This is a genomic window from Mesorhizobium sp. M0663 (assembly GCF_040320585.1).
Taxonomy (GTDB): Bacteria; Pseudomonadota; Alphaproteobacteria; order Rhizobiales; family Rhizobiaceae; genus Mesorhizobium.
Genome location: NZ_JAMYPX010000003.1, coordinates 438,890 through 455,203 on the forward strand (window position 1 = coordinate 438,890; position 16,314 = coordinate 455,203).

At 63.4% G+C, this 16,314-nt stretch carries 17 protein-coding genes; 2 read left to right on the forward strand and 15 right to left on the reverse strand.

The features are described 5' to 3' along the window. From NKI54_RS08615 to NKI54_RS08630, 4 genes are read right to left on the reverse strand one after another with little or no spacing between them, the layout of a single operon-like run. Complete coding sequence (locus NKI54_RS08615) at nucleotides 1–801, reverse strand: nucleotidyltransferase family protein (RefSeq protein WP_352569242.1); 801 nt, start codon at nucleotides 799–801, stop codon at nucleotides 1–3. Next, entirely contained in the window at nucleotides 801–1,904 is a 1,104-nt protein-coding gene (locus NKI54_RS08620) for a CgeB family protein (protein WP_352569243.1), read from the reverse strand. The genes NKI54_RS08615 and NKI54_RS08620 overlap by 1 nt, the downstream gene beginning before the upstream one ends. A 14-nt stretch (nucleotides 1,905–1,918) precedes the next feature. Then, complete coding sequence (locus tag NKI54_RS08625; protein WP_352569244.1) at nucleotides 1,919–2,515, reverse strand: histidine phosphatase family protein; 597 nt, start codon at nucleotides 2,513–2,515, stop codon at nucleotides 1,919–1,921. Further along, a complete protein-coding gene (locus NKI54_RS08630) occupies nucleotides 2,512–3,615 on the reverse strand; it encodes an inositol-3-phosphate synthase (RefSeq protein WP_352569245.1) in 1,104 nt (367 codons plus the stop codon). The genes NKI54_RS08625 and NKI54_RS08630 overlap by 4 nt, the downstream gene beginning before the upstream one ends. Nucleotides 3,616–3,767: 152 nt before the next feature. Here NKI54_RS08630 and NKI54_RS08635 point away from each other — a divergent pair, with 152 nt between their 5' ends. Next, nucleotides 3,768–5,600, forward strand: coding sequence for a hypothetical protein (locus NKI54_RS08635; RefSeq protein WP_352691142.1), 1,833 nt, complete (start codon nucleotides 3,768–3,770; stop codon nucleotides 5,598–5,600). Here NKI54_RS08635 and NKI54_RS08640 read toward each other — a convergent pair. Genes NKI54_RS08640 through NKI54_RS08680 form a run of 9 tightly spaced genes read right to left on the reverse strand, consistent with a single transcriptional unit; the run spans nucleotide 5,537 to nucleotide 14,814 of the window. Then, the gene (locus tag NKI54_RS08640) at nucleotides 5,537–5,830 is read right to left on the reverse strand and encodes a hypothetical protein (RefSeq protein WP_352691144.1); all 294 of its coding nucleotides are present in this window, start codon (nucleotides 5,828–5,830) and stop codon (nucleotides 5,537–5,539) included. The genes NKI54_RS08635 and NKI54_RS08640 overlap by 64 nt on opposite strands. 24 nt (nucleotides 5,831–5,854) lie before the next feature. Then, nucleotides 5,855–6,901 (reverse strand): UDP-glucuronic acid decarboxylase family protein, encoded by a 1,047-nt coding sequence (locus tag NKI54_RS08645; protein ID WP_352691146.1) that lies wholly within the window; start codon nucleotides 6,899–6,901, stop codon nucleotides 5,855–5,857. A gap of 23 nt (nucleotides 6,902–6,924) precedes the next feature. Then, the gene (locus NKI54_RS08650) at nucleotides 6,925–8,034 is read right to left on the reverse strand and encodes a CgeB family protein (protein WP_352691148.1); all 1,110 of its coding nucleotides are present in this window, start codon (nucleotides 8,032–8,034) and stop codon (nucleotides 6,925–6,927) included. Then, a complete protein-coding gene (locus NKI54_RS08655; protein WP_352569250.1) occupies nucleotides 8,031–9,125 on the reverse strand; it encodes a CgeB family protein in 1,095 nt (364 codons plus the stop codon). Before NKI54_RS08655 ends, NKI54_RS08650 begins: the two co-directional genes overlap by 4 nt. Further along, entirely contained in the window at nucleotides 9,122–10,252 is a 1,131-nt protein-coding gene (locus NKI54_RS08660; RefSeq protein ID WP_352691150.1) for a CgeB family protein, read from the reverse strand. Before NKI54_RS08660 ends, NKI54_RS08655 begins: the two co-directional genes overlap by 4 nt. Nucleotides 10,253–10,254: 2 nt before the next feature. Beyond that, on the reverse strand, nucleotides 10,255–11,358 hold the full coding sequence (locus NKI54_RS08665) for a glycosyltransferase family 4 protein (protein ID WP_352691151.1): 1,104 nt from the start codon (nucleotides 11,356–11,358) through the stop codon (nucleotides 10,255–10,257). Beyond that, a complete protein-coding gene (locus NKI54_RS08670) occupies nucleotides 11,343–12,635 on the reverse strand; it encodes a TIGR04295 family B12-binding domain-containing radical SAM protein (protein WP_352691152.1) in 1,293 nt (430 codons plus the stop codon). The genes NKI54_RS08665 and NKI54_RS08670 overlap by 16 nt, the downstream gene beginning before the upstream one ends. Beyond that, nucleotides 12,632–13,711 (reverse strand): NAD-dependent epimerase/dehydratase family protein, encoded by a 1,080-nt coding sequence (locus tag NKI54_RS08675; RefSeq protein WP_352457432.1) that lies wholly within the window; start codon nucleotides 13,709–13,711, stop codon nucleotides 12,632–12,634. Before NKI54_RS08675 ends, NKI54_RS08670 begins: the two co-directional genes overlap by 4 nt. Next, a complete protein-coding gene (locus tag NKI54_RS08680; RefSeq protein ID WP_352691154.1) occupies nucleotides 13,708–14,814 on the reverse strand; it encodes an NAD-dependent epimerase/dehydratase family protein in 1,107 nt (368 codons plus the stop codon). Before NKI54_RS08680 ends, NKI54_RS08675 begins: the two co-directional genes overlap by 4 nt. Before the next feature lie 256 nt (nucleotides 14,815–15,070). On the opposite strand from NKI54_RS08680, the gene NKI54_RS08685 reads away from it, so the two are divergent. Continuing rightward, a complete protein-coding gene (locus NKI54_RS08685; RefSeq protein WP_023676123.1) occupies nucleotides 15,071–15,343 on the forward strand; it encodes a hypothetical protein in 273 nt (90 codons plus the stop codon). Nucleotides 15,344–15,372: 29 nt separating this feature from the next. Here NKI54_RS08685 and NKI54_RS08690 read toward each other — a convergent pair whose 3' ends face one another. Together NKI54_RS08690 and NKI54_RS08695 are read right to left on the reverse strand one after the other, a co-directional pair. Further along, nucleotides 15,373–15,921, reverse strand: a complete 549-nt coding sequence (locus tag NKI54_RS08690) for a response regulator (protein WP_352691156.1) — start codon at nucleotides 15,919–15,921, stop codon at nucleotides 15,373–15,375. A gap of 49 nt (nucleotides 15,922–15,970) precedes the next feature. Beyond that, complete coding sequence (locus tag NKI54_RS08695) at nucleotides 15,971–16,168, reverse strand: hypothetical protein (protein ID WP_352457435.1); 198 nt, start codon at nucleotides 16,166–16,168, stop codon at nucleotides 15,971–15,973. Between the last annotated feature and the right edge of the window lie 146 nt (nucleotides 16,169–16,314).

Consider the following 16,314-nt stretch of genomic DNA (forward strand, 5'->3'; position numbering starts at 1 on the left):
CTAGCCTCCTTCGCCTGCGAGGACAGGGACGTGCTGGTGGCCGGGCAGCGTAATGGCGACTTGGTCGTCCTTGGTACCGCCGGCGCTTTCAAGCAGGCGAAGTGCGGTGCGGTAGCCGTTGAAGGTGCCGACGTCGACATAGGCGGTGCCAGCCTTGATGCCATAGGCATCGCCTCCGGCGGCGAGATAGGCATTGACCAGCGTTCCGATATATTCGTCGCACCGGTCCCGTTCCCGCCACAGCGCGGCGAGCTGGTGAAGGGTGCGGCCGGGCATCTTGAACGCACCCCAGATCCAGTTCGATTGGGCATTCTGCTGCTTGACCTGGATTTGCTTCACCCGGTCGTCCTGGTCGACAACGACGGCATCGAAGAACTCCGGCTGGTCCACCGGAAACAGCAGGAAGGACAGGCCGTCGTCCGGGAGGGCCAGGAAGCCGTCTTCGGGAAACCAGATTGTATCGGGCAACCCGACCAGAACGGTCTCATCGGCTGTGACGAGCGGTGCGGCACGGAAGATGGCGTCGCAAAGGCCGACCGGAGAGGGCTGCACCACAAACAGCGCAGTCGCGTCGGCATAGCCGGCAGAATAATATTCGAGGATATCCGACTTACCCGAGCCGATGACGAAGCAGATCTTGTCGGCCCCCGCGCGCACCATGCGGCGCACCAGGTATTCGCTGACCGCGCAAGGCCGCTCGGTGTTGCCGTCGATGCGGCTGCCGACCGGCAGAAGCTCCTTCGAAAAGCCGAGCGGCTGGATGCGGCTTCCCCGTCCGGCTGCGGGCACGATGCCCAACATCAAACTGCCTCCTTCAACGGCTCGCCATGCGTGGAGCCGTGCAGTGCATCGGACAGGATGCGGTCGAATTCCTTCGCGCGCCGCGCCGAGGTGTGTTCGTCCAGCACCCGCTCGCGCGCTCGGCGGCGGATAGCGTCAAGCTCGGCGTCGGACAGGTCGAGCGCGGCGACCACGTCGTCGGTGCTGTTCGCCACGACGATCTCTTCGCCGGGCCGGAAAAAGGCCTCCAGTCCCGGCCATGTGTCGCTCACCATCGCGGCACCGCAAGCGGCGGCTTCGAACAGCCGGCCGGAAGGACACCAGCCCCTTTCGGCCATCGCCTCGCGGGTCACGTTCAGGGTCAGCCGTGATGATGAAAAGAAGGCGGGGTGGTCGGCCGGCGGCAGATGCCGGACGAAGAAAATATTGTCGCTCCACGGGAATTCCTGCGGATATTGTGCGCCGCCAATGATGAAGCGGCGCTCCGGCAGGCGCGCAGCCGGACTGACCAGCAGCCTCTCGACCCCGACCTGGCGGTCTGCCGCATAGGTCCCGAGATAGGAAAGGTCGCCGGCAAACTCCGGCCTGGGCGGAGCCGGCCGGTGTCGCTCTGGATCGACATGGCCGTAGAGCGGCATGACGCGGCGTGCACCCAGCATCGACTTCAATGCGTCGATCGCGGTGCCTCCCGTGTAGCTCAGCACGAGATCGAAATCGCGAAGCCCTTCCGGCCCGAAATAGGCCGGAGGCTCACCTTGTTCGATCCGCGCCAGTGTCACCGGCGTATCCAGATCGTAGAACACCTTCAGCCCGCGACAGGCCTGGAGGGCAAGGCGCGACGCGCTCACGGCATCGGGGCAATAGGAGGTGACGATGACCACATCGGCCTCATTCATCGCCTGCTCGGCAACGCGCTGGATGTCCTCCCAATCCTGATAAAGGACGAGGTTGCCGCCATCCAACTGGTCGAGGTCGCGCGTCCCGGCATAATAGGGAGTGTTGCGTTCGAAGAAGGTGATAGACCAGCCCAGCCCGGCCATCGCCCGGATCAATCCGCGCCACAGCGTAGCGTGCCCATTGCCCCACGACGATGTCACGGTAAGACCGAAAATGACCATGCGCATCCGGCAATTCCTCGTCAGGCAGCTTCGTTGAGTCTGATCAGCTTCGACCCCCAGTCCCCCCAAACAACCGTGGTGATCGACGCTGGGTCGATATCGAAGCGAAAGCAGTTTCCCAGCGACAGGCCGAGCACCTTGCACACGGCGGCCTTGATGACGTCGGCATGGCTGACCAGTGCGACGCCCTGGTTCTGGTAGGTGCCGCGGACCTGCTCGATCAATGAGACGACGCGTTGCTGCACGTCCAGCATGGTCTCGCCGCTCGGTGTTCTCGCCTGCTGACGCTGGTCGTTCCACACTCGCCAGTCGGCATCCTGGTTCAGCTCTTCGAAGGTCTTTCCCGACCAGGTGCCGAAGTCGATCTCATCGAGTTCCTCGCGGATCACGATCTCACCGGCATTGCAGGCGAGCGCGATCGGATTGGCAGTCTCCTGCGTGCGTTCGCGCGGGCTGCAGAAGATTGCCGCTATCGCGTCGCGTGCCATGCGGTCTGCCAGATGCGAGGCCTGTGCCTTGCCGGCTTCGCCGAGGCAAACGCCGGCCATCCGTCCGGCAAGATAACAGCCGACATTGTCGTGCGCGGCGTGGCGCACCAGAAAGAACGTCGTCGTCATTCCGCGGCATCGAGCATCGGCTCGTCCTTGCCGGCGATGAACGAGAGCGTGCGCTGGCGGGCTTCCGCGTCGGTGAACTGCTCGGGCGGCGATTTCATGAAATAGCTGCAGGGACCGGTCAGCGCGCCCGCGATACCGCGGTCGAGCGCCAGCTTGGCGCAACGCACCGCATCGATGACGACGCCGGCCGAATTGGGCGAATCCCACACTTCCAGCTTGAGCTCGGCATTCAGCGGCACACCGCCGAAGGTTGTGCCTTCGACCCGGATATAGGCCCACTTGCGATCGGTCAGCCACGGGACATGGTCGCTCGGCCCGACGTGAATGTTGCCGGGCTCCAGGGGAACGTCGATCTGGCTGGTGACGGATTGCGTCTTTGAGATCTTCTTCGATTCCAGCCGCTCGCGTTCCAGCATGTTGAGGAAGTCGGTGTTGCCGCCGAAATTGAGCTGATAGGTGCGATCGATGCGCACGCCGCGCTCGCGGAACAGGTTGGCGAGCAGCCGGTGGACGATCGTCGCACCGACCTGGCTCTTGATGTCGTCGCCGATCAGCGGCAGGCCGTGCTGCTCGAAGCGCCGGCGCCACTCCGGCCGCGAGGCGATGAAGACGGGTATGCAGTTGACGAAGGCACAGCCCGCCTCGAGCGCGCACTCGGCATAAAAGCGCGTTGCCTCCTCCGAACCGACAGGCAGATAGGACACCAGGATTTCGGCGCCGCTTTCGGCGAGGATCTTGCCGATGTTGGCGACCGGCTCGTCGGCCTCCACGATCTCGTCGCGCAGATATTTGCCGATGCCATCCAGCGTCGGTCCGCGTTCGACGCGGGCGCCGGTAGGCGCTACATTGGCAAAGCGGAAAGTATTGTTCGGCGCGCTGTAGATCGCGTCTGCCACATCGCGTCCGACCTTGCCGTTGGCGACGTCGAAAGCGCAGACCACTTCGATGTCCTTGACATGATAGCCGCCAAGATCGGCATGCATCAGCCCGGGTATGGGCTCATTGCTCCTTGCGTCGCGGTAATAGGTGATGCCCTGAACAAGGGAGGAGGCGCAGTTGCCGACGCCGACTATTCCGATCCGAACTTTCTTCGATCCCACGAAACCGCTGCCTATGCTGTTGAAGGTAAGTTCTTCGTGCCAAACCGCCTGCCTCGCTGATTGTTCCTTGCCGGCTGCAAAAATCGTGCAACCGATGGTGGATCAAAGTAGCGCTCGCCGAGTTGTGCAGTGAGGCCAACCGGGACGGGACAATGATCGTCTATGGCGACCACAAGCGAATTGAGAGCGCGCGATATGTTCGCGGCTCGGCCTGCAAAGCGGCCGGGCACATTGCGGATATGCCAAGCGGGATCGGACGGCACGCAGCCCTGGTCGGCCTGTTCATCAAGATCTCGGAATTGGTCCAGGGCCTTGCCGATGCTGAATTCGAGGCCAACGGCATGGACAGGAATTCCCGACAGCGGATCGCGGGCGCAAATCTCCTGGTCGGCTTGGCCCGGGACGTGGGCAGATCGTGGGCGGCCGGATTCGCCATCGACGGCCCGGTCGATGCCGAAGTGCCGCGAATGCTGGCCGAACTCGATTGCGATGGCGAAATCCTCATCGGCACGGCCGAGGGCTACGCCCATTACGCGCTCTATCCGGAGAGCTATTTCGTCGCCGCGCGGCAGTCGGGTCTCGATGCGAACACATGCGTAATCGGCATCCGCAGCATCGGCCTGGGGCTTGCAGCGATGGTGGCTGCAGCCATCGGCGCACCGGCACCCGTCAGCGTCCGTCCGACCGGTCATCCGTTTCGCAGGCGGCTTGCCGCCGATCCGGAACTGATCGGCGGCTGGAGGACAAGGCCATCGGCCCATTTCGCTGTCGTCGATGAGGGCCCGGGCCTGTCCGGCAGCTCGTTTCACGCAGTCGTCGCATGGCTGCAAGCGCTGGATATCGATGCCGGGCGCATCCATCTGTTCCCCAGCCATTCGGGTGGGCCGGGCCCCGAGGCATCGACGAACAGTCGGGAGGCATGGACGGTTTGCCAAAAACACAGCGTGGATTTCGAACGGACTTTCCCTGCTGGATCCGCTGTCCCGACGTTGCGGGATTGGGTGGCCAGGACGATCGGCCGCACAGCGGCCAGCCTGACCGAAACATCCGCCGGAGAGTGGCGTCGCTTGCACTATGGCTCGCTGGATCATTGGCCACCTGTTCACCGCGGCTTCGAGCGGCGAAAGTTCCTCGCTTTTGCGGGCCGGGGAAAATGGTCGGTCAAATTCGTTGGCCTCGGCGAAATCGGAATGCAAAAGGCCGAGACCGCCAGGAAGCTGCACGATGCAGGCTTTGGCCCGGAAGTCGCCGGGCTGTGCCATGGCTTTCTCGTCGAACGCTGGATCGACGGTGCAACGCTGGACCGGGCAAGGCTTTCGAAAGAAAAAATGGTCGCTCATCTCGCGCGCTATCTGTCCTGGCGCGCAGCCAATCTGCCCGCCTCCCAGCCGGGCGCCTCGCTGGAGGCCCTTGCCGACATGGCCGTGCGGAATACAAGTGAGACGCTGGGCGAAAACCGCGCGGCGGAGCTGCAGAACTGGTTTTCGACACGGGCTCCACCCAAGAACATGCAGCGGGTCGAGATCGACGGGCGGCTTCATCCGTGGGAGTTCATCCTTTCGCGCGGCGGAACGCTGATCAAGACGGACGCCCTCGACCATTGCCGATCGCACGATCTGATCGGCTGCCAGGACATCGCCTGGGACATTGCCGGCGCCCGTGTCGAGTACAGCCTCTCCGACGCAGCGACTGCGGCACTGTGCAAAGCTGTCGAGGCGACTACCTCTCGTCGCGTCGATGCCAATCTGGTCCACTACTACGAGCCCTGCTATCTCGCCTTCCAGCTTGGCTTGTGGAGCATGGCTGAGCGATCGGGCGATGATCGGGAACAGATCCGGCTGGCGGCCGCGGCAAGACGTTACGCTGCCGCGCTGCTTCGTTTCCTGGAAAGCCAAGGCGACCTGCCGCCGCTCGACCAGGATCAGTCCAGCCGGCGCAGCATATCCGCTTCCTTTTCGAGGATGGCCGCTACCTCCTCGCGCTGAAGATGCGTCATCATCAGGCTCACACAACATTCCAGATAGGTGATGGAGGCGCGCCGCAGGAAGGCAGCCGTCTCCTTTGCGGCCATTTGTTCGATGTCTTTGGCGGATCGCTTCGGATGCACAATCGTCTCCATGCCGGTACCTTGACAGAACCAGAAGCTGGACGGGTTGTTCCCGCAACGAGAAAAAGTGACCAAATCCGAGACGACGGCGCTTTCCGTCGTGACCAAGCAGCGGCCAGACGCTCCCCGCCTTCAGGCCGGCAGGTTTTGCAGCCGGCCTGATGCAGAACGCACGGTGGCGGCAATTCGACGTCTTCTGTCGACCATCTGCGCCGTCTCAAGCTCGGCAAAATAGCCGATTGTGCGCATCAAACCCTGCCTGAGCGGCACTTTGGGCGACCAGCCGAGAAGCTTCCTTGCACGGGAAATGTCGGGTTGCCGACGACGAGGATCGTCTTGCGGCAGCGGCAGGAATTTCAAGTCCGATTTGGTGGCGGTCATGCCTCTCACCAGGCCCGCCAGTTGCAGGATGGTGAACTCCCCCGGATTGCCTAGATTGATCGGCTGGCGCGGGTTGGGATTGACCTCCATCAACCGGATCAAGCCGTCGACCAGATCGGAAACGTAGCAGAACGACCTGGTCTGCAGCCCGTCGCCGAATATCGTCAGCGGCCGTCTCTCGAGTGCCTGCATGATCAGATTGGAAACGATCCGTCCATCCGCAGGATCCATCCTGGGACCATAGGTGTTGAAGATGCGCGCGACACGGATATCGGCCTTTCCCATTCTCAAATAATCGAAGCACAAGGTTTCGGCGGTGCGCTTGCCTTCGTCATAGCAGGCGCGGGGGCCGATGCAGTTCACGTGGCCGACATAGTCTTCCTTCTGCGGATGCTGTTCGGGATCGCCATAAATTTCGCTGGTGGACGCCTGCAGGAAGCGGGCGCCATTACGGGCGGCGAGCTCCAGCAGATTGAGCGTCCCGATGACGCAAGTCCGTGTCGTGTGGACCGGGTCGGCCTGATAGCGTGGTGGCGAGGCCGCGCACGCCATGTTGAAGATGCGGTCAACCGGTTCGCCAAGCTCCAACGGTCGGCAAATGTCTTGCTTGATCAGCCGAAAATCCGGACGATCGGCGATCGATGCTATGTTCTCCATGCGGCCGGTAAGGAAATTGTCGACGCAGATCACGCGCCAGCCGGCCTGGAGCATTGTCTCGCAAAGATGCGAACCGAGGAAACCTGCGCCGCCGGCGACAAGCACGGTCTTGGTCCGTTGCGCCTTTCTTGATAGCTGCATCTCTATCTTCTCCCGTCTGCGGGTCATGCTGCGCTCTCGACGTCCAGATCGAGAACAGAACGTGGCGATTTGGCCTGCGCCAGCAGCGAAACGAATTCGCGGGCTCTTGCGATGCTTGTGTGAGCTGCGAGGATGAGCACGCGCGCCTGCCTGGCCATGGCAAGCCGGGCGCCGTCGGATTCCCCAGACAGGATACCGATTACGTCCTCGGTCCTGCGCGCCGTGTGGATCGTCCGCTCTGGAAACAGGCTGTCCAGTCCGGCCCAGCTATCGCTGATGATCGCCGTGCCGCAGGCGGCTGCCTCGAAGAGGCGCACGCTGGGCGACCATCCGGCCGCGATCATGGAACTGCGCGTGACGTTCAACGTGTAGCGTTGGCGGCTGTAAAAGGCGGCGTGATCTGCCGGCGGCAGGTGTTCGATGCGATCCACATTGTCCGGCCAGGCGATTTCGCGCGGATATTGCGAGCCTGCCACGACGAAGCGGCGCTCCGGCATGCGACGCGCCGGTTCGAACAGCAGGGCCTCTAGCGTCGCCTGGCGGTCGGGGCTGTAGGTGCCGAGATAGCCGAGATCCCAGCGGATTGGATCACCGGTTCCGTGATGCCGTTCCGGGTCGACGGAGCAGTAGAGCGGCTCGGCCCGCCTCGCGCCGAATTCCGCCGTCAGACGGGCAAGCGTCGGCCCGCCGGTGAAGGAGAAATAGACGTCGAAATACGGGACCTGCCGCCTGGCAATGTACTCGCAATCATCGGTCGAAAGCTTTGCCAGCGTGATCGGCGTGTCGATGTCGTAGAAGCAGAACTGACCCGTGCACAGCGATGCCACGACGTCGATGATTTCAGGGCCTTCGGGAACGAAGGAGCCGACGACCACGATATCGGCATCGCGCAGGCAGCGCGCAAAATTGCGGCGAAGATCATCGGTCGTCTCATAGTAGCGCAAGGCGCAGAAATCGGGATCGCGCAGATCCCGGTGACTTGCGTACCACGGCACGTCGCGTTCGAGAAAAGTGACGCGGTGGCCGAGTTCGTGGAGACCTTTAAGCAGCCCCCGAAAGGTGGTGGCGTGGCCGTTTCCCCAGGATGAGGAGAGCGACAGGCCAAGAAAGACGATGTCGAGCGGCTTTGTCATTCGGCCGCCTCCACGGTCGGACGCTCGAAATGGCGCCTGAAGATGGCGTCGGCTAAAACGGCACGTGTCGTATAGGTATGTTCGCCAAGCACGCGCCGAAGCGCCGATGTCCCGATCGCCTTGGCCCGTTCGGCACTAAGGCTTTGCATGATCTCGGCGACGTCCTCGCCATCGCGCGCGACCAGGATTTCCTCGCCGGGTTTCAGGAACAGGTCGACGCCGAGCCAGGCGTCGGTGATGAGGCATGCGCCGGCGCCCGCCGCCTCAAAAACGCGCGTCGCAGGTGAAAAGCCATTGGCCGCCATGCTGTCGCGGCTGATGTTCAGCACCGCCTTGGCCGTGACGTTCAATGCATTGTGGTCGCGCGTGCCGACATGGCCGAGCCATCGGACATTGGCGGGCATCTGCTTGTCGCCCCAGCCCGATCCGCCGAGCAGGAAGCGCTGATCGGCGGAGAGGCCGGCCGGGTCGAGGAAGAAGGCCTCGACGCGCGCCTCGCGGTCCGGCAGCCGGTTGCCGAGAAAGGCGAGATCGCAGGCAAAGCGCATGTCCTTGCCGACCGGATGATGCGTTTCCGGATCGAGCGCGTTGTAGATCGGCGCGCATTCGGCCGCCCCCATTGCCCGATAGGCCCAGACCACCGGGTCGCCGCCGCCATAGGTCAGCACGAGGTCGATTTCCTGCAGCGCGCGATGCAGCGGATGGTCGGGCTCGTCGCGCAACTGGCCAAGCGTCGCCGGCGCATCGACATCCCAGAATACGGTGAGCGCATCGGCACGGGCGTGATCGAGCACCGCCCGCAACAGCGCGTCGTCGGCGAAACCGACGCCGCTCGCCTTGACGACGATGTCTGCCTCCGCCGCCCGCGCCGCCACCTGCATCAGCGCCTGTGGGGTCGCCTCATAGACGACGACGGCACACCAGTCCGGCGCCTCGATGTCGCGGTTCTTCTGGCGATCGTAGACATCGGGCTCATAGAAGGTGATGTCATAGCCGAGCCTGGCCAGAGCCTTGAGCAGCCCGCGGTAATAGGTGGCTGCGCCGTTCCAGTAGGACGACAGCAGGCTTGACCCGTAAAATGCAATCTTCATTCGGCGGCCTCCGTTGCAAGGATCGTGTCCGCGGCTTGGCGGCGCCCGCATTCGGCGAGCACGCCGAACAGCTCATTCGCCCGGTGCCGGCATGTGTGCCGCAAGCGGATGGTCTCGAGGCCCGAAGTCGCCAGAGAGGCGGCGAGATCCGCGTCGTGCAGCACGGCGCGAAGATGACGCCGCATCTCGGAACCGTTGTTTGCAAACAGAAAATCTACGCCGGGCCTGAACAGGCGTTCGACATCGGACCACGGCGCCGAAACGAGCGGGATGCCGCAGGCGAGCGCCTCGAACATACGGATGGTCGGGATGCCTGGCAGGCTTTCGCGGTATGGACGCCTGGGGATGTGCACTGTGATGCGGTTTGCTGCAAACGCCTTCGGCACGTCGGCGTTGGCGATCCAACCTTCGTAGTGCAGGCCGGCGGCCGCAAGGTCGGCGAGCGCTTGCCGTGGATAGCGAACGCCGTGGACAGTGCCGCTCAATCCGAGCTCACGCACCGGCTCGACCAGGAATTCCCTGATTTCGGCGCTGCGCTCGTCGTCGCCCCAATTGCCGATCCAGATCAGGTCGGCGCAGCGCTCGATTTCAGGATGGGGCTCGAACAGATGGTCATCGGCTGCCTCGTGCCAGGTAAAGACCCGCTTGCCCCATCCGGCGCGAAGATAGCTTTCCCGCAGCGCCTCGCCGAAGGCGAGCACGCCGTCGTAATGTTCAAGCTGCAAGGCAGAAATCGCTTGCGTGGCCGAGATGGCGCGATGGTGCGTGTCGTGGAACAGCAGCGTGAAACGGCCGCCAGTTGCTTTCGCCTTGCCCAGCCGCGCAACAAGGTCCGGCTCGGTCCACTCATGCACGATCACCACATCGGCATCGGATATCCAGGCTTCGTGGTCGAAAGCGGCATCGTAGGTCACCGGCATCAACTCGGGGAAATCCTTCCGGAATCGCTCGATCGCGAAGGACCCTTTCTCGGCTACCAGGTTCGACCGGCTCCAACCGTCGGCGGGTTCCAGCGCGATCGCCTGGTGCCCGCGCGCGACCAGCTCGCGCATGATGCCGCGCAGGAAATGTGCGTTGCCGTGGTTCCAGTCGGAAACGATCGAATGGGTGTAGAATAAAAATCGCATAATCAATTATCCGCCATGGTGGCCAGGGCCGCCTTGTCGTAGACGCCGCGCATGGCGGTCGCCTGCCTTGCCAGTGAAAATCTGCGGCTTCGGCGCGCCGCCGCCTCACCGAGCTCTCGCCGGCGCTGCGCGTCATTGCAAAGGCCATTGATGCAGCTGGCGAGATCACTCGGATCGCGCACGTCGTAGAACAGGGCCGCGCCGTCCCACAGTTCCTGGTAGGTCGCGATATCGGCGAGCACCAAGGGCGTTGCCGACATTGCGGCTTCCAGCGTGGCCAGGCCGAACGGTTCGTAGAGCGACGGCGATACGAAGATACCGGCCCGAGCCATCAGCGAGCGCACTTCCTCATGTGGCACCGGCCCGAGGGGAACGGCGCCACTGAAGCCAACATGCTGGCCGTCCGGCCCTTGCTGCGAGCCGGCGACGAAGACCGGCCATTGCGTCAGGGAGGCGGCCTGGTCAAGCACCGCCGCGTTCTTTCCTTCATCCCACCAGCGCGCAGCGGCGAAAACGATCGATTCCCGCCTTTCGCTCTTCAGGCCGGGCCGTGCGCCGTTGCCGACGACACTCAGGCGCGCGATCGGCCCGTAGCAGGTTTCCAGCATGTCGGCATGGCTGCGGCTCGGCGCAACGACCATTCCTGCTTTGTCGAGACCGCGCCGGTTGCGGTCCTTCTGCCAAGCCCATTCGCCGTCCGCCGCCTGTCCCTTGACGGCGTGGAACCATGTCACCACGCAGGAATGCGACACCGCCACAACGGGGCAGGGCACGTCGAGCCCCGCGGCCTGCGTCGGCGCGTTGAGATGGACGATTTCGACGGCGTAGTCACGTATGAGCGGGTGCAGATCCTGCTGCAATGTGTCGAGGTCGTGCTCGTTGCGGGTCATCCAGTCGGGCGGCGTGTTGAGCCATGTCAGCGTTGCGAATGACTGGGCCTCCTCCGCCTGCTGCCTGGACGGTTCCGGACCAAGCCCGGCAAGCACGACGCTGTCGCCGCCGGCGACCAGTTGCCTGGCCAGATCGAGCGCATAACGCCAGACGCCCCCAACGGCATCGACAGTCATCAGGATACGCCGCGGCCGCGGGCTCAGTGTCCGCAACATGTGGCCTCCAATTCGGCCAGCGGACGCGGCCGCTTCTCCTGGATGTCGCTGAACGTTCGGAAGGATGCGAGATAATGTTCATGCGCGCGCTCCCAGGCGAGATCGTCCGGCTCGCCCCAAAGTTCGCGGTAGCTCGGCGAACTCGGATAAGGATAGAGCGGCACCGGTTCGTTGGCCCAAACGCCGTTGTCGATCAGGTGCTTCCGCCAATAATCGACGAGCGCGGGATCGTCCTCGACCACGCCGATCAGATTGGCCTGCACGAACGGCACGTGGCGCCTTGCGTCGACCAGCAACGCGGCCAGCTCCCCGGTGCCCAAACGGCAGCGTTTTGCCAGCATGGCGCGGCCTTCCACCGTCAGGCTTTCGAGCCCCGCCTCTATGGAGACGCAGCCGGCGGCGCCGAGCAGCTTCAGCAATTCCGGCTTCCAGAGGTCGATACGGGTCTGCACGCCGAACTTCACATCACGATCGACCAGCGCCTCCAGCAATGCCTTTTGCGGCAGGAAGATCTCGTCGATGAAATAGATGTAGCCGACGCCCTGTGCGATCAGCCGGTCGATCTCGGCGATCACTGCTTCGTGGTTCCGGCGGCGATAGGCATCGCGGAAATCGATCTTGGCGCAGAAACTGCAATTATACGGGCAGCCGCGCGACGCCTCGACCTCCGCTCCAAAGCCGACCTGGTCGTCGTCGAAGCGGTGATGATGGTGCGAATGGGCGGCAATCCAGTCTGATGGCCATTCGAGCGCTGGGTGATCGATGAACGAGCTCGCATGCACGCCGCCGTTCGAGACCAGTTCTCCATCCTCGAAGTGGGCGGTGGACGGCACCGCACTCCAGTCGTCGCGCCGGGCAAGTTCCGCGACCACTTCCTCGCATTCGCCGCGCACGACGATGTCGACGCCAAGCTTGCGCAAAGTCGGCGTCGGCGTCGCCGAGCCATGCGGCCCGACGGCGACGGTGCGACCGCCGCGCCCGGCAAGATGGTTGAGAAAATCGGCCGGCACGCGCAACTCGGGCGGTGCGCAGCGCCAGAACAGGTAGGTCGGCGCGGTGCTGACGACGGTCATGTCAGGCTCGAATGCGGCGGCGCGATCGGCGAGCGCGGCGTTGTCGAGCTTCTGGATCTGCCCGTCCAGCATCAGCACCTCGTGGCCGGCTGCTTCGAGCAGCGCTTTCGAATAGCCGAGTTCGAGCGGCAGATGCGGCTGGCGGCAGCCGAAATAGATGCTGTCCTGGTAGGTCCAGGACGGATTGACCAGAGCGACCCTCATGCCACGTACCTCGCCGGTTCGGGATGCGGGTCGAGGCGATGACGCTGCAGCCAGTCGGCGAGGTCGCGGATGCCGTTTTGCCACGGGACGTGCGCTTTCCATCCCAGCGCCGCCTCGATCGCGCGTGTGTCGGCGACGAAGAACGGTTGGTCGCCGGTGCGTTCGCGGTCGTAACGAATCGGAACGTCCCGTTTCGTTATGTCGCGAATCTCCTTCAGCAGCATGCGCAGGCTGACGGCGTTGTCCGGTCCGCCGCCGAGATTGAATGGCTGGCCCTTGACCGCCTCGATGCGGTCGAGCACGGCGCGGTAAGCCGCGACCGCGTCGGCAACGTGGAGGATGTCGCGCACCTGCTTGCCATCGCCATAGATGGTGATCGGCCGGTCGGAGAAGGCACTAAGCAGGAAATGGGCGACCCAGCCCTGATCCTCCGTCCCGAACTGGCGCGGTCCATAGATGCAGCTCATGCGCAGCACCGCCGTCGGCAGATCGTATGACTTGGCGTAATCGAGGACATACTGGTCCGCCGCGCCCTTGGAGCAGCCATAGGGCGTGCAGAAATCGAGGCCGCGCGTCTCGTCGATGCCGTGCGCATGGACGCCCGCGTCGCGAGGCGCGTATCTGCCGCCTTCTTCGCGCATGGCGAGATCGGCGAGGCGGCCATAGACCTTGTTGGTGCTGGCGAAAACGACGGGGATGCGCTTGCCGCTGCGGCGAGCGGCCTCCAGGACGTTGAACGTCCCGCGCAGGTTGATGTCGAAATCCTCGTCCGGCCGAACCAGGCTCGTGGTGACGGCGGTCTGCGCGGCAAAGTGGAAAACCGCCTTCGAACGCGCCACCAGCGGCATCAGCGCCTCGGCGTCACGGACATCGGCGATTTCGACGGCGAGGCGGTTGCCGTGCTTTTGCGTCAGCCATTCCAGGTTCTGTTCGACGCCGGGACGGCTCAGATTGTCGATGACCAGCACCGGCTCGCCGTCCGACAACAGGCTGTCGGCGAGGTTCGAGCCGATGAAGCCGCTGCCGCCGATAATGGCGACGGGCGCTTCGCGAAAATTGCGTGAATCCGGTCTCATGATACCAGCCCTCGCGCTTCGAGTTCCCGCTTCATCTCGGCGCTGCGATCGATGGCGACCGTGTTACGCACCCAGGCGACGAAATCGCCGAGCGAATGCTCCAGCCTGTACTGCGGCTGGAAGCCGAGCAGTTCGCGCGCCTTCGAGATGTCGGCAAAGCAGTTGCGGATATCGCCGGAGCGTGCCTTGCCGAGGATTTCCGGCTGGCGGCCAGGCACGCCCATTGCTTCGGCGAGCAGCCGGGCGACCTCGCTGACCGCGTAGGCTCGCCCGCTGCCGATGTTGGTGACGTGGCCGCGCGCCTGGGGCTGTTCCAGCGCCAGCCGGAAGGCGAGGGCGACATCGCGTACATGAACGAAGTCGCGCTGCTGTTCGCCGTCTTCGAAAATCAGCGGCCGCTGGCCATTGGCGATGCGCGAGGCGAAGTTCGCCAACACGCCGGTATACGGGTTGGAGAGTGCCTGTCCGGCACCGAAGACATTGAACAGGCGCAGCGCCACCGCATCGACGCCATAGGCTTCGCCGAAGATCAGCACGGCGCGTTCCTGGGCGTATTTCGTCAATGCGTAGATCGAGGCGAGGTCGACCGGTTTCTGCTCGTCGGTCGGCAGCGGCGACAGGACTTCTCCTTCCGGCGACAGGGGATTCCATTGGCCGCTGCGGATGTCGTCCGGCTGCCGTCTTGCATTGTCGATGCGCCGGCCGTCCGGCGTGGCATAGAGACCCTCGCCATAGACGCTCATCGACGAAGCAACGACGATCCGTTCGATCGGCCGTTTGATCAGTGCCTCCAGCAACGTGGCGGTGCCGAGGTCGTTGGCGCCGACATAGCGGGCGATCTCGTACATGGACTGGCCGACGCCCACTTCAGCCGCCAGGTGAATGATCGCGTCGACATCTTCGACCGCCTCTGCGATGGCGTCGCGATCACGAACGTCGCCCTTGATCAGCTTGGCGCCTGGCGGCAGGCTGATTGCCTCGCCGCCATGCACCTGCTCCAGCAGCGCATCGAGAATTGAAACCCCATAGCCATGTTCAACGAGTTCCTGGGCGACGTGGCGGCCGATAAAACCGCAGCCTCCCGTGACCAGTATACGTTTCACGACAACTCCTCATACGAATGGCTTTGCCGCCCCAAACTTCCGGGCGAAAGGTTTGTTCCCTTGCTTCAACAAAGTTCAGGAGGCTCGCCGGGGTAGGTTCAACCAGGCGTGGGAACATCGAAGGCTGCTTGGTGTTAGGAGCCATGTTCGACCAACCGCGCGCACATGCCGGGCAGCGATGCATCTGCTGGTTGTGTGGAGGCAGACCGGCAACGCGGGGTCTCGCGGTCTGCGGTGGAATCGAAGGGAGATTGCGATGTCTGAATCGAAGACGACCACCGATCACGACGAAATCCGCCGTTGGGCCGAGGATCGCGACGGGCGGCCGGCGGTGGTGCGCACCAAGGGCGAGGGCGGCATACTGCGCATCGACTTCGGCGAGCCTGAAGAGACGTTTGAGCCTGTCGAATGGGACGAGTTCTTCAGGATCTTCGATGAGAACGAACTGGCCTTCCTCTACCAGGATGAGACCAGCGGCGGAAAGACCAGCCGCTTCAACAAGTTCGTCGAGCGCAGCCGGAAAGGCTAACATCGTCTAGTTGCCGGCAACGGCCGCGGTCAGTGCAACAAGTTTGCTCCGCGTGCCCTGACGATGTTTCGCATGATGCCGTTCAGCCAGTCCTCCGTGGAGGAGCCGGATCGTCTCTTGTCTATCTCGCCGATGGCCTGTTCGAGCGTTCGCTCGACCAGCCGGTCGGAGGCCTCCACGTCTCCCAGCAGCAGGCGTGCAGCGAGCCTGAGCTTGGGCAGCAGTGAAAATACGTCGTCCGAGGGCTCCGACGCTCGACCTCCTTTCGATGCAGGCGTCTCGGCTGGGAAGAGAGCATCGAAAACAGCCTGGCCGTCCGAGGATTTTCTGAGGCTGCTGGCATACCGAAGGCGCTCAGGAATAACGATGTCTTCGTCGCCGCTGAAAAACACGAACGGCACGCCGCGGCGCATCAGTTCGTCCGCGATCGGGAATACCCGTCTTCCGTTGAGATTGACGTCCAGGATTGCGGCTTCCGCCTCATCGGTATGCTTCGACGCCTGTTCGACTGTCGCCACGGGGCCAAGCACGACGGCGCCCATCTTGCTGAAATAACGTGCAAGATCGCCCGCCAGCATCCATTCGTCCTCGACGATCAGGATATGCAAGCCTTGCAGGTCGCGCACCTCATTGTTCCTTCTTTCTGCGGGAGTCACGGCTGTCGGCGCGGACTTGTACAAAATGACGGGACAAAGCCTCTTGCAACCGTTCCGCGCGCGCGAGCAGACGAGGCGGGATTTCTTCGGATAGCGGGACCTTGGCCAGATCCGGCGAACGTAACGAGATTTGTTTTGCCGGCTTTATCTCAGGTGGTCGTTTTGCCATTGGAACCGCCTCGAAAACCGGATGTTAATGCCCACCCGCGGTGCTTTGTTCCGTTCGAGGACTATTTACTGGCCTGAGGCTCGGTCCGGTCCTAAAGCACGTCGCGATTTGCCGGCCTCATGCGACGCGCTTTAGGCTGTTGTTTT